This is a genomic window from Arthrobacter sp. 131MFCol6.1 (assembly GCF_000374925.1).
Taxonomy (GTDB): domain Bacteria; phylum Actinomycetota; class Actinomycetes; order Actinomycetales; family Micrococcaceae; genus Arthrobacter.
This window is the reverse complement of record NZ_KB895542.1, coordinates 211,373-223,749: the sequence shown is the minus strand read 5'-3', so window position 1 is coordinate 223,749 and position 12,377 is coordinate 211,373. Positions and strand designations below refer to the sequence as shown.

13 protein-coding genes and 1 tRNA gene are annotated in these 12,377 nt (G+C 68.2%); 5 read left to right on the top strand and 9 right to left on the bottom strand.

The window, feature by feature from the left end; translation table 11 throughout:
* Nucleotides 1-9: 9 nt before the first annotated feature.
* On the bottom strand, nucleotides 10-378 hold the full coding sequence (locus tag C566_RS0107765) for a hypothetical protein (RefSeq protein WP_018773762.1): 369 nt from the start codon (nucleotides 376-378) through the stop codon (nucleotides 10-12).
* A gap of 477 nt (nucleotides 379-855) precedes the next feature.
* Here C566_RS0107765 and C566_RS21040 point away from each other — a divergent pair, with 477 nt between their 5' ends.
* Nucleotides 856-1,542 carry a glycosyl hydrolase gene (locus C566_RS21040; protein WP_018773761.1) on the top strand — a complete coding sequence of 229 codons (687 nt, stop codon included), beginning with the start codon at nucleotides 856-858 and terminating at the stop codon, nucleotides 1,540-1,542.
* A gap of 32 nt (nucleotides 1,543-1,574) precedes the next feature.
* On the opposite strand, the gene C566_RS0107755 is transcribed toward C566_RS21040, so the two are convergent.
* On the bottom strand, nucleotides 1,575-3,248 hold the full coding sequence (locus tag C566_RS0107755) for a phosphodiester glycosidase family protein (RefSeq protein ID WP_018773760.1): 1,674 nt from the start codon (nucleotides 3,246-3,248) through the stop codon (nucleotides 1,575-1,577).
* 202 nt (nucleotides 3,249-3,450) lie between these two features.
* Between C566_RS0107755 and C566_RS22315 the strand changes: the two genes are divergently transcribed.
* Nucleotides 3,451-3,966, top strand: coding sequence for a hypothetical protein (locus C566_RS22315; protein WP_043466384.1), 516 nt, complete (start codon nucleotides 3,451-3,453; stop codon nucleotides 3,964-3,966).
* Here the strand turns inward: C566_RS22315 and C566_RS0107740 are convergent.
* The 7 genes from C566_RS0107740 to galU all read right to left on the bottom strand — a co-directional run bounded on the left by C566_RS0107740 (nucleotide 3,963) and on the right by galU (nucleotide 10,085).
* On the bottom strand, nucleotides 3,963-4,592 hold the full coding sequence (locus tag C566_RS0107740; RefSeq protein ID WP_018773758.1) for a GNAT family N-acetyltransferase: 630 nt from the start codon (nucleotides 4,590-4,592) through the stop codon (nucleotides 3,963-3,965). The genes C566_RS22315 and C566_RS0107740 overlap by 4 nt on opposite strands.
* A gap of 77 nt (nucleotides 4,593-4,669) precedes the next feature.
* Complete coding sequence (locus C566_RS0107735; protein WP_155846801.1) at nucleotides 4,670-6,505, bottom strand: hypothetical protein; 1,836 nt, start codon at nucleotides 6,503-6,505, stop codon at nucleotides 4,670-4,672.
* A 269-nt stretch (nucleotides 6,506-6,774) separates the two neighbouring features.
* Nucleotides 6,775-6,847 (bottom strand) — tRNA-Ala (locus C566_RS0107730).
* A gap of 285 nt (nucleotides 6,848-7,132) precedes the next feature.
* Nucleotides 7,133-7,339, bottom strand: coding sequence for a hypothetical protein (locus C566_RS23120; protein WP_018773756.1), 207 nt, complete (start codon nucleotides 7,337-7,339; stop codon nucleotides 7,133-7,135).
* Nucleotides 7,340-7,399: 60 nt separating this feature from the next.
* On the bottom strand, nucleotides 7,400-8,398 hold the full coding sequence (locus tag C566_RS0107720; protein WP_018773755.1) for a hypothetical protein: 999 nt from the start codon (nucleotides 8,396-8,398) through the stop codon (nucleotides 7,400-7,402).
* 143 nt (nucleotides 8,399-8,541) lie between these two features.
* The gene (locus C566_RS0107715; protein ID WP_018773754.1) at nucleotides 8,542-9,162 is read right to left on the bottom strand and encodes a GNAT family N-acetyltransferase; all 621 of its coding nucleotides are present in this window, start codon (nucleotides 9,160-9,162) and stop codon (nucleotides 8,542-8,544) included.
* A 5-nt stretch (nucleotides 9,163-9,167) separates the two neighbouring features.
* Nucleotides 9,168-10,085 carry a UTP--glucose-1-phosphate uridylyltransferase GalU gene (gene galU, locus C566_RS0107710; RefSeq protein ID WP_026266488.1) on the bottom strand — a complete coding sequence of 306 codons (918 nt, stop codon included), beginning with the start codon at nucleotides 10,083-10,085 and terminating at the stop codon, nucleotides 9,168-9,170.
* A gap of 105 nt (nucleotides 10,086-10,190) precedes the next feature.
* Here galU and C566_RS0107705 point away from each other — a divergent pair, with 105 nt between their 5' ends.
* The 3 genes from C566_RS0107705 (at nucleotide 10,191) to C566_RS0107695 (ending at nucleotide 12,296) form a co-directional block, all read left to right on the top strand.
* Nucleotides 10,191-10,838 carry a 5-formyltetrahydrofolate cyclo-ligase gene (locus C566_RS0107705; RefSeq protein WP_018773752.1) on the top strand — a complete coding sequence of 216 codons (648 nt, stop codon included), beginning with the start codon at nucleotides 10,191-10,193 and terminating at the stop codon, nucleotides 10,836-10,838.
* A gap of 153 nt (nucleotides 10,839-10,991) precedes the next feature.
* The gene (locus C566_RS0107700; protein WP_018773751.1) at nucleotides 10,992-11,243 is read left to right on the top strand and encodes an FmdB family zinc ribbon protein; all 252 of its coding nucleotides are present in this window, start codon (nucleotides 10,992-10,994) and stop codon (nucleotides 11,241-11,243) included.
* Between the two features lie 153 nt (nucleotides 11,244-11,396).
* A complete protein-coding gene (locus tag C566_RS0107695; protein ID WP_231386285.1) occupies nucleotides 11,397-12,296 on the top strand; it encodes an RcpC/CpaB family pilus assembly protein in 900 nt (299 codons plus the stop codon).
* The last annotated feature ends 81 nt before the right edge of the window (nucleotides 12,297-12,377 follow it).

Here is a 12,377-nt window from a genome sequence, read left to right as displayed (position 1 = left end):
TTAACAAGGCTAGCGGCAGAACCCGTTGGCCCCGATCGCCGAGATGATCCGCTGGGCGTCATCGTCCGAGAGGGCGGGGACGTGCCCGCTGAACTCCGCCTTTGCGGCGGCGATGAGCTGGTCCGCCGTCGATTGCCCCACCAGGCGGCCGCACAGGCGGCGGGCCTTGTCGACCGCCTGGTCGTCTGGCAGGCGGGGGTTGATCTTGGCGAGCGAGGCCAGGAGCGCTTCCCGCTGGGCCTGGTCAGGCTTGGGCAGCGACGCCGGCAGGCCCGCCGTAGGGGTCCCGGCAGACGGCTCGGGACTCGGGGAGGCGGAGCAGGCCGCGGTCAGCAGAACAGAGAGCAGGGTCAGGGCGATCGCGGTGGTGTTCTTCATCGGTGGTGGCCTTGTCTGCACTGGATGTCTATCTGGGATGCCTGCGCTTGATTCGGTTGCCATGCCGCTGTTAGTAGGTTGGGTTTTGCCGCGCGGATTGCTGCGCCGGCGCGGCCACGGCGCCGATCACGCAGGTTCACACCATCTCATGAAAACTCTTTTTGCCCCGCACCCGGGGTCGCCGGCAATGCGACACGTTGCGGCTGTTCCAAATGGCGAGAGACTGGCGTAGCGTGACCCTCGTCACATCCGGTTGAGGATTGGTATCGGCACGCTTCGCTTCGGAAGAAGGAATCCATGGATCGCCGGACTTTTCTCACTGCAATGGCGGCTGCCCTGGCCGCGGCCGGGGCCAGTTCCGTTGCCACACCCCCTGGGCCGGTTCCGGCCCCCTCCACACCATCCCTTGCCCGTACGGCCACCTCTGCCTCCCGGGCTCTCAAAGGCGCAGCCCACGGCGGAGATGATGCGCTTGCGTTGAGACAAATCCGGAGTCTCAACGCCAACTGGTACTACTCCTGGGGATCCGCGTATACCGTCACGACCAAGCCGGCCTTTGTCCCGATGGTGTGGAGCGCGAACGCTTTGCTCAGGAAGGACGCCCTTGGCGACGTGGCAAGGCAACTTCCCCAGACGAGGACCAAACACCTCCTCGCTTTCAACGAGCCGGACCACCCAGGCCAGGCCAGCATGTCCGTCGATGAGGCCATACGGTTGTGGCCCCACCTTCAATCCACCGGCCTGCGTCTGGGATCTCCGGCCACGGTCGGTGTCAGGAGCCCGTGGCTGGACCACTTCATGGCCAGGGCGCGGCAGACGAACCTCCGCATCGACTTCATGACGATGCATCACTACGGCTCGCCGAACCCAGAGAGTTTCCTCGCAAGAGTCTGGTACCTGCATCACCGGTATGGAAGACCGGTCTGGGTTACCGAATTTGGAGTTGCGGACTGGCAGGCAACCCCGTCACGCCCCTCCCGGTACACCACCCGCGAGACCGCCTACTTCATGCAGGTTGCGGTCGCCGGCATGCGAGCGATGCCCTTCGTCGAACGGTTTGCGTGGAAAGCCAGGGAACCCAGTGACCCCGCCATGGGCCCGTCAGCCCTCTATCAAACGAACGGCCGGCTGACCTCACTCGGCCGGCTGTACGCTTCGCTGTGACTTCCCGTCAAGAGTCGGAGAGAGACCCGCCGCTACTTGTCCGTGCTGTTCGGCCCATCCTTTCGGGTGGGAAGCACGAGGAGTGCGTCACCGACGGGACGTTCCGCGCCGCCCGAGGGGATATTCAGAACAGCTCCTCCGGCCACTGCTGTCGTGGAACCGCCACCGTCCAGGTTAATCGCCTGGACCATGCCAAGGGACGCGGCGACGTCGGCCTCTTCCTTCAGGCTTAGTCCCAGTGAGGCCGTCGAGCGTCCATCGGCTGTCACCAGCATGGTTCTCCCTTGGGCATCGGTGCCGGCGAAAGTCCGCGGGTTTCGCTTGTGGACCCAGCCGTAGTAGAAGCTGTTCCCGTCATTGGGGTGGACCATGCCGTCACGCCTGGCGGTGACCTCTGCCTTGCCGTTCTTGACCAGCAGCGGGCCGCCGTTGACGACGGTGGTGGCCCTGTCCGTGGAGAAGGACCTTCCGTCCTGGTCGAGCAGACCGGTGTTGATTTTCAGCTTGGCGCCCACCGTGGCGATTGTCCGCAGCCGTGCGACGTTGGTCCCGGTTGCCTGGACGGTGCGTCCGCCGGCAGGAACGGCCGTGCCGCGTGTCCCGGCAATTGCGGTGACGGTGCCGTGGCTGTCCACCGCCACCTCAAGGCCCGGACCGGCCGGAGTCGACGGCCCGAATTCAGGCGTGAAGGCCACGAGTTCATTGGCGTTCGTGCAGGTGACGTCGTGGAGTGCGAGCGGGGTGGGCAGGCCGTTGGCTCCGCCGCAGTTGCGGATCAGGCCCGGCACCCGGTCAATGCCGTCCAGAGCCGCCGAACCGGAAGCGGAGGAGACGGAACCGGCCCAGGTCAGCCGCTGAATGCTGGTGCTGTTCTTCTTGCCGTCGATGACCAGGGCCGGGCGGTCCGCGACTGGTTCGCTGAGGGTCTTGCCGCCGTAGACGCCGACCCCGGCGGGGTCACCTTCGGCGCCGGCTGCCGGGTCGAAGACGAAGTAGCCCGCGTTGACGGCGGCGATGGCGCTGGCGTCAGTAGCGAGCTGGCTGGTGGTCTCCGGCTTTTCCAGGTCCGGGCCGAAGGAGCCGGAGAGCCGGCCCGTGAAGGTCTTGGGATCGATGGTGATGACCTCCAGGTTCCAGGGCCCGCGAGTTTTCGTGCTGGCGCCGGCGTCGCCGTCCCAACCCGTATAGATCACGGAGGAGGCAAACCCGGCCGCCTTGATCTGCGCGAGAACCGGGTTGCCATCGGCCTTGGCGGCGAGGTGACCGGCACGGACCCGGTACCCCAGATCCCCGCCGGCGTCGGCCAACTGCGGGGACTGGACATGTTCGACGCGGGCATCGACCCCTGCCGCATTGAGCTTGTCGGCGATGTGCTGCGCGGTGGCCTGGCTGGAGAGCGCCGAGGCTGGTGCGTCAGGATCCGGTGAATCCGAGGGTATGGCCACCTCGGCTGTCCAGAACAATGACGGGTCTGCTCCGCCGCGGCTGATCTTTGTCCGGGTAACGCCCGGGGCGAGGACGGTCACCGTCCGGTTTTCGGGCAGGTCGGCCGGGCCAAGGTCGAGGTGGGCGCCCTGGGCCGCTCCGGTGTTACCTTTCTGGCTGCCGTCCGCATGAGTCGGGCCGACGGGGCTGAGGAGCGCTGAACAGACGGCGAGAACAAGGCCGCCGGTCAGGGCGCCGCGGTGCTGTAGGGAGACTTTCATCCGTCCACCGTAGACAAGCCGCCAGGCCGATTCCGCCTGTTTCACGCGGCGTTGGGCACCTGTTGGCCGAACCTTCGCAGTACGTTTACCGATGCCGCGGTGACCGGTCGGGAGCACCGAAGCACCCCGCGCCCGCCGCGCCCGCCGCACCGTGCCCGCCTTGCCGCCCGCCACTGTCCGGGCCGCGGCTTAGGCTGGTCGCATGCCACCAACGCCTGCCCCGTCTCCGGTCCCGGTTGAAGTCCTCCTCCCGCCAGGACCGGCCGAGTGGTGGCAGATCGTTGCCGCACTTGCCCCGGTTGCGGTACTCGTTGCTGCGGCCGTGGGAGCGTTCATGGCCTGGCAGACGCTGCGCCAGAAAGCCGTCGCCGACGACCGGGCGGAGTGGTGGAAACGGACCCAGTGGGCGCTGGACCGTGCCCTGGATGAGGACCGGGACAGCAAGGCCCTGGGGCTGGCAGCGCTGGATGTGCTCGCCCGCAGCGAGTTGGCCCGCAACGAGGAGCTCGAGCTCCTGGACATCGCGTGGGAGTCCGTGAACGGGGCCGGGGAGATTACCGGCAGCGGGCACCACGTCTCTGCGGAGCTTTCCGGCTCTGCGGCCGTCTCGCAGCACCGGGTTCAGGTCACCGCAGCCAGGCTGCGCATCAGACTCGACGAGCGGCTCGGCCGCACAACGCCTCCCGGCACCGCGGCCCTGGCCAAGGAAGCGCCCTAGCCGCGGTTGGCCCTGTCCATGAGTGGGAGCACCATGATGACGGCCGCGCAGACGCACCTGGCGCCGCACAGGGGGCAGAGGTAGCCGACCGCCCTCTGGTCGTCCGCCCAGAAGGCGGGGATCGTGGCCACCTGCGCAAAGCCGGCCCGCTCCAGCATCCCCAGGGAAGAATGCTGTGGATCGGCCGAGACCCAGGACGCCGACACGACGTCGTGGCAGCCGCGGGCCTTCAGAAAGTCCAGGCAGGCCGCGAGCACGGTCGAGCCGACGCCCATCCCCCTGGCTGCGGGCGCGACCACAATGGACTTCAGCTCCCCGACCCGGCGCCCGACCAGGCCGGCGTCGACCCCAGGAGGGCGCAGGCGGTCCTGCAGTACGGCGTGGGACGCCTGGTCCAGCACGCGGGCGGTCCCCGCACCCAGGAGCTCACCGCCCCTGCCGCGGGCGCGGATGAGGACTCCCCCGCCCTCGGCTGTCAGTTCCGCCAGAGCTGATGGCTGGATAAAACCGGAGCCGAGGGACTCGTTGAGGAGGGCGGCTGTCTCGCTGGCCACGGCGGACCCTGGTGCCCCGACGTGCAGGGTTACGTTCGACGCCGGCCGGGTCACGATCCCTGTGGCTGCCATGTTGCTCCTCTTCCCGGACGGGCTAGTCTTGCCTCCCGGACCACGCCGGCATGCGGCGGGCCCGGGAAAGCCGTTGGTCAGCCGACGAGGTACGCTCCGCTGGTCCGCGACACGGTGGTGTAGCCGAACCGGGAGCCGGTGACGCGGACGGTGAGCTTGGTGCCCTTGTCGGCGGTCCGGACCTTGTAGGTGGATGCATAGGCGTCAGAGATGACGACGCCATTGCGCAGCCAGCGGTACGTGAAGGCAGTGCCCCAGGTCCAGGTGCCCCGCTGCACAGTCAGGACATTCCCAACCTTGACCGTGCCGGCAATCGTCGGCGTGGCCGACGTCAGGGGCAAACCCGCCACCCTCGACGAAGCGTTGAGCGTCTGGTACTTGCCGCCCGACGTAGTCGGGTTCACGTTGACCGAGAGCTTCGTGCCGGCGTCGGCCTTCGCCAGGACGTAGCTCCAGCCGTCGGCCCCGGCGATCTGGACGCCGTCGCGCAGCCACATTACGTCCGAAGTGATCCCCGCCCGGTCATACCAGGGGTCGGGCGTCAAGGTCACCTTCGACCCGACGGTCAGGTTCCCGCTGATGGCCCGCGTCGACTCACGCACGGTCACGGGCTTGGGCGCTGTGACTTTTACCCAGGCGGTGGAGTAGCCGGGGGCGGAGGCGGTCACGAGGGCGGTGAGGGTCTTGCCAACTTGGGGCGTGTCCGGAGTAAACGTCGGGCCGCTGACCGTATTCGATCCGTCCAGCCAGCTGTAGGTGAACGTCAGCCTGTCGGAGGGCACGGACCAGGTCCCGGCCGACACCTTCATCACAGAGCCGGTCACGGCGTCCCCGGTCACGACCGGCTTGGTGACGTTCGTCAGCTGCTTCAGCTCCCCGGCCGCCGGCACGGCGACCGGGTTGGAGTAGATGTGGGTGTCGTACCAAGTGCCGGACTCAAGGACCAGGGTGTGGCCCTGGTCCTTGGCCGTGATCTTGTAGGTCAATGCGGTGGCTCCGGGAATTATGACGCCGTCGCGCAGCCACTTGTAGGTGTACTCGCCCCGCCAGGCAGTCCAGGGAACGTCGTCTACGGCGGTGAGGACCTCCCCCAAGCCGGTGCCGCCGGTGACCACGGCGCCGGGGGCCTGGTCGAAGTCAGAAACCTTTCGCTGTTTAGAGGTCGCGGCGGCCGGCTTGAATCCGGGCGCGTGGCCGGTGATCCTGACGCTGAGCAGCCCCGTTGATCCCCAGCCCTTCGGGTCGAACATTTCCGCGGTGGCACCCGGGATGGGCTTGCCGTCGCGAAGCCACTGGTACTGGCGGTGGATGACCGGAGCGCCCTTGAAACTCCCCCCAGCGAACACGAGGCGGCTGGGCCTATCCGGGTGGGTGTCCAATTGAGCGATGACAACGTCCCCCGCAACGACGGACGGGACAGTGCCGCCGGCGTTCGTGACGGGGGCGGTTTTGGCGGACTGCAGGGTCGTGTTTGCATAGCTCGGCGCTGCCGCCGTGGTCTTGACCCGGAGGCCCTTGCCGAGGTCCGCCGTGGTGAGCAGGTAGGTGGGGCCGGTGGCGCCCGGGATGGGCACATCGTTGCGCAGCCACTGGTGCGTGAGCTTGGCGTCCGCGGGATCCCAGGCGCCGTCAACAACGGTCAGGGTGCTGCCGACCTGGAGGGGCCCGCCGATGCCGGGCCGCGGGCCGGCGACGGCGCCGCCGTTGACCAGCATCGGGTACGGATGCCCGTCCGGCGCCGTGCAGAACCTGACTGAGTCGACCACCGGGCCGCAGGAATCGATGTTCGGTGGAATGGCCCACTGATCGGGATCGGCCTGCGCCGGAACGGCGAGGCCCGCAAGCGAGAGCGCGGTGAGCGAGAGCGCAGTGAGTGCCCCGGCGATGCCTAAGCGGATGGTCTTCTTGTTCAATTTTTCCCCCAAGTCTTTGAGCCGGCTCCCGGCTCCCCCGTCGCCGAGCATAATGCCCAGACACCATTTCGACAATGATTGCGCAGGTCAGGGGCCTGGAAGGATGGTATAGCTCTGCACGGGTCACGGGTCCGCGGGCAACGCGGCCCACCGTACTCAGTGGGGCTGACGGCCGCGGATCCTGAATGATCCGGCTCTACAGCGGGACCACACACTCGGGCCAAACAGTCGGGCCACGCACTCAAAGGTTCAGAAACCCTTGAAATCTGTGGAGCTAAGGAGATTCGAACTCCTGACCTCTTCGATGCGAACGAAGCGCTCTACCAACTGAGCTATAGCCCCGAAGCAACGCCGGTCCTGACGGAACGGCGTTGCCGGTGTCCCTAGGCTACAAACTATCTGCGCTGTTTTCCAGCCAGCCCCGGAAAGTCTCGGTGCCGTGTCGCGCGTCCGGCACCAGACTTAACCCCTGGCGCAGGTAGCGGCCCATCGCGCCGGGCAGCGGCAGACGACCGAGTTGACCCTTTGCGCGCCTTGGCCATTACCGCGTCCTGGGCGGCGGCCAGAAGCCTCGCGCCGCCGTCGGCGATGTTCTTGCGTGCCTTCCCGGCGCGTCCCACCAAGCAGTCAATTACCGTCGGCGCCTGCCAGGGCGGCCGCGATCCCCTCGCCCGTCGTGACATCCGCGCGGAAGTATTCCGCGCCCCGGATGTTGCCGGCGGCGCCGGCCGCTGGCGGGTTGCGGCTGAGCACGCCCACGGAGTGCCCGGCGTCGACGGCCCGGCGCTGCGAAGCCCGGCGCTGCGAAGCCCGCCGTCGCCGCTGCGGGGACATGAAAAACCCCGGGCAGCCATTGCTGGCTGCCCGGGGTAATCTCGGGAAGGACGGGCCGGATCAGGCGCGGCGCCGCTGGAGGACATCATCCAGGTTGCTCAAGGCGCTCTGGGCCTTGCTGAGCTGCTTGGTCTCGGAATCCTCGGCGGTCTGCGGATCGGACGCTGCCGGCCGCGCTGAGGCCTGCTTGAGGGACGGCTTTCCTACGGCCTTCGGCGCCTCGGGAAGGTCGAGTGGCATCGGGGCTGCACGTTCGGCCTTCGGGGCTTCGACGTAGGTGGGCTTGGGAACCTCGACGGGCTCCCAGCTCGTGCCCTCCGCTACTGCACCCGTGCCGGCGGCCACAGCCGCCGAAGCATCACCCGAGGCGACGGCTTCGGCGAGGGCGGCCTGGCGGAGTTCCAGTGCGGTCAGCGGCTTCGGCGCGGGCTCGGGCGTGTTGCGGCCCGCTTCGGCGTCGAAGAGCGGGCTTTCCGGCCGGATGCCGGGGCGTTCGGCGGGAACCGAGGGGGTCTGTTCAGGCACGGACGGCCGCGCAGGAGTGCGTTCCGGGCTGGCCATGGCTGCACGGAATGCAGCGTTCATCTTCCGCCGGCGATCGCGGACGGCAAGGCGGCGAAGCAGCGCCACTGCGGCGACGGCGCCCAGGAGGGCGGTCACCGGCAGCCAGCCTGAACCGATGCCGAAAAGTCGAAGGGCTCCGGATACCACTGCCGTGAGGAGAGCCAGGAGCCCGGCTACCGCCAGCACCAGGCGCCCCCAACGAACCCGGAACACCGGGGAGCCCTCCGCAGCAATCGGGCTCAGCTGAGGGGTCGCCGCTTTGCCCGCCCCAGGCCCACGTGTGCCGCCGGCCGGTTCTGCGCGCTGAGTGCTGATCATGGGTTTCTCCTGCTGCGCCGCCATTTTCATAACCTTCCCCGCCTGTGGATCTGCTGGTTCCATGTCAATGACGTCCGCCAGGAATTCGCCTGCAGGTTGCAGCTGGTGGCGTCCGTTCCGGAGAACGTAAGGCGCCACCCACACGATCCAGAGCGCAACAGCAATGACAAGGATCACAGAGCTGCTAAGAGGGAAGTCCACACTCAAAACCGTATGAGGTATATGGGGTGCTGCCCCGCATTGTCAGGGGTGTGTCGCGCGCGCGGCGGCAGCTGACCGGCGTCGGAGCGTCGTGGCTGGTCAGGCGGCTGTCGCGGGCTTCAGGACTGGCGGGTTCTCAGCCACCGTGCGAGGAGGCCTTCCGGTACTTCTTCCGCCGTAAGCGCAAAGGTCCGGTGGTCCGCCCATTCACCGTTGATGTGCAGGAACCTGGGCCGGAATCCCTCGTCGCGAAACCCGAGTTTCTCCACCACGCGCAGGCTCGGCGCGTTCTCCGGCCTGATGTTGATCTCCATGCGGTGCAGGCCAAGGGTGCCGAAGCAATAGTCCGTCGCCATGGCCACCGCGGTGGGGGCGATCCCCCGGCCGGCCCGTTCCTTGTCAACCCAATAGCCAAGCGTCGCCATCATGGCCGATCCCCATACGATCGAGGACACCGTCAGCTGCCCCACGATCACCGGTGCCTGATGGCCGGGTGTCCATTCCGCGATCACGAAGGGCAGCGCCGTGGCCTGCGCGGCTTGGGCCTTGAGCGAACGCACCATCTGCCGGTAGTCCGGCAGACCGCCGCCGGGGACCGGGTTCGATGCCTCCCAGGGGGCCAGCCACTCGCAGTTGCGGGACCTGAGTGCTGTCCACTCCTTGCGGTCCCGGTACCGGATCGGGCGCAACACGATCTCGCCGCTCTCCAGGGTCACCGGCCAGGTGAAGCTGCCCCCCACGGGAGTTATTTGGCGAGGCTGGGGGCCAGGCTGGACGCGAAGCCGGGCAGCCATTCGCGCAGGCCCGGGCCGAGGTCCTCGCTGTCACAGGCGAGCTGGACGCAGGCCTTGAGGTAGCTGAGCTTGTCGCCGGTGTCATAGCGGCGGCCGCGGAAGATGACGCCATACACGCCGTAGCCCTCGCCGGTGCCGGCCGAGAGTTCCTGCAGGGCGTCCGTGAGCTGGATTTCCCCGCCGCGGCCGGGCGCGGTGCGCTCCAGCACTTCAAAGACGGCCGGGTGCAGCACATAGCGGCCAATTACGGCCAGGTTGGACGGGGCGTCAGCGGCGTCGGGCTTCTCCACGAGCTGGTTGATGCGGACATAGTCCTCACCGCCGATTGCCTCGACGTCGGCGCAGCCGTAGGCACTGATCTGGGACGGGTCCACCTCGATCAAAGCGACCACCGACCCGCCGGTCTTGGCCTGGACGTCGATCATGGTGCTGAGGAGCTCATCGCGGGCGTCAATAAGGTCATCGCCCAGGAGGACGGCGAACGGCTCCTGCCCGACGTGCTGCTTGGCCCGGAGGACGGCGTGGCCAAGGCCCATGGGATCGCCCTGGCGGACGTAGTGGATGTCGCCGAGGTTGCTGGCGGCCTGGATGGACTCGAGCTTCGCCGTGTCGCCCTTAGCCTTCAGGGTGGACTCCAGCGCGGGGACGCGGTCGAAGTGGTCCTCCAACGCCCTCTTGTTGCGGCCGGTGATCATCAGGATGTCGTTCAGGCCGACATTCACGGCCTCCTCGACGACGTACTGGATGGCCGGCTTGTCAACGACAGGCAGCATTTCCTTGGGCATGGCCTTCGTGGCGGGGAGGAACCTGGTACCAAGGCCCGCGGCGGGGATTACGGCCTTGCGGACGGAAGCGTTGGGTGTATTCACACGACTAATCTAACGGAGGGACGAATCATTGCGTAATCATTGTGCGAACCGCCCGCCGGGCCTGCCCGGTGCAGCGCGGCCGCAAGAGGCAGAGGAAGGGCCAAGATGGCGTCAAAAGAGGAAATACGCTCCGGCCACAGGGCGGCGCGTTACGCGCTCCCGCCGGCCGCGCAGGATGCCGCCGCGGCGGGCATCGCCAGCCATGGGCTCCAGTGGGCCTCCGGGCTGGCCAGCGGCCGCCAGGGCACCTTCGCGGCGTACCTCGGGGTGGGCGCCGAACCGCCCACATTGCCACTGCTGACGGCCCTGGTCGATGCCGGCCACCGGGTGCTGCTGCCGGTTTGCGAACCCGATATCGAGCTCAGCTGGGTGTACTGGACTCCCTTGTCCGGGTTTGTCCGCAGCCGTTACGCGCCCATCCAGGAGCCTGTCGGTGAACGCCACGGCACCGACGTCATGCGGGACGCCACCGCCATCTTCCTCCCGGCCACGGCGGTGGATTTCTCGGGCAACCGAATCGGACAAGGCGGCGGCTACTACGACAAGTTTCTTGCCGCCCTGGCCGCCATGTCCTCCGCGTCCGGCGGCGCGCCCGGCGTGGCGTCCGACGGGGCATTCGAGGGAGTCGCGTTGCCGACTGCCGCCGTCGTGTATGACACGGAGGTGCTGCCCGCAGGCAGCATTCCGGCGGAGGCGTTCGACCGGAAAGTCGACACGGCGCTGACCCCGGGCGGGATCATCCGGCTCGGCTGATCCCGCCCGGCTGATCCGGGCTCGTGCCAAGGTGATAGAATTGGCACTCAGGCCCTGCGACTGCTAAGGACGGAACCGGTCGATAGACATATCGGCGGTGATCCGGACTCGACAGCACGGGACCTGCTCGTTTGCCCCTGAGGAGGATTTCCAGTGCCCACGTATGCATACGCCTGCAAGGACTGCAGCCACGCCTTCGAGATCGTGCAGTCGTTCAGCGACAACTCCTTGACGTCCTGCCCCGAGTGCCAGGGCACGCTGCGCAAGAAGTTCAACAGCGTCGGCGTAGTGTTCAAGGGCTCCGGCTTCTACCGGACCGATTCGCGCGACGCCAAGGGCAGCACGGTTTCTCCGGCTCCTGCTGCCCCCGCGGCCACCCCCGCACCCGCCGCCGCGGCCAGCTAAGGCATCTGCCGGGTTGGCGCCTGCTGCCGGCTGGGCCACGGCCGGCTGAGCCTGGGCACTGCCTGAACCGCTAGTCCCTGTCCGCTGTGGCCGTTGTCCACATAGGACGCTCCGCAGCTCCCGCCGCCCTGGGCGGATCCGTAGCGTGGCGGCATGGCACTTTTCCTCAGCGCGGTATCCCCGCCTTCGTTCCGGACGGCTGCCCCGGCGGCATCCGGACCGACTTCCACGCCTTCGTTCGAGCCGTTCCGCGTCGCAATGCCCGAAGTGGCCTCCGGCCGCTGGTCCCGCACCGGGATCCGCCCCGTCAGCCCTCCTCCAGCCACGTCTTCCGCCGCCGGCCGTCCGTTCCGGAGCCGGTTCGGTCCGGCGCAACCCCGCAGGCATCCGCCCCGTGGCCACCCGTCGCGGCGCCGCTTGCGCGGCTGGCTGAGCAGGAACCGGCGCTTTATCGCGGCCCTCCTGTTCTGCATTCCCGCCGGTCTGACGGTTCAGCAGCTGGCTCCCCCGCCCGCTGACACGGTCGCAGCCTTCGCCGCAGCGGCCGATCTGCCGGCCGGAAAGACCCTGGAACCCGGCGATGTCAGCAGGATCAGCGTGCCGCCCGGCCTCGTTCCTGCCGGCAACCCGGGCAGCGAGACCGCATTCGAGGGCAAACAGCTGGCCGCGCCGCTGCGCCAGGGCCAGTTCCTCACCGACGCCCAGATCCTTGGGCCGGGTTTGCTCGCCGGAAGCCCGCCCGGCTCTGCTGCCGTGCCGCTGAGGATGGCGGATCCGGCCTCCATCCAGCTCGTCTCCCCCGGGCAGCTCGTCAACGTGGTGCTCACCGGCGGCAACGGCACGGAACAACCCGGCGAAAGCCAAGTCCTGGCCGAAGCCGTGCCGGTGCTCTGGACGTCGGCGCAGGGCGGCAAGGCCGGCCCCTGGCCCGCCGCTGCGGAGACTGACGGGCTGGTGGTGGTGGCAGCACCGGCCGACCAGGCACGCAGGCTGGCGGGCGCGTCTACCCAGGGCAAGCTGTTTTTCGTGCTCGTGGCGTCACCGCCGGGCTAGCGTTTCCGCAGTGCCAGGGTGTCCGGGCAGTTGGCTCGGGCCGACGCCGGCTGCGCCCACAGGCTCTGCTGCGGACGGCAG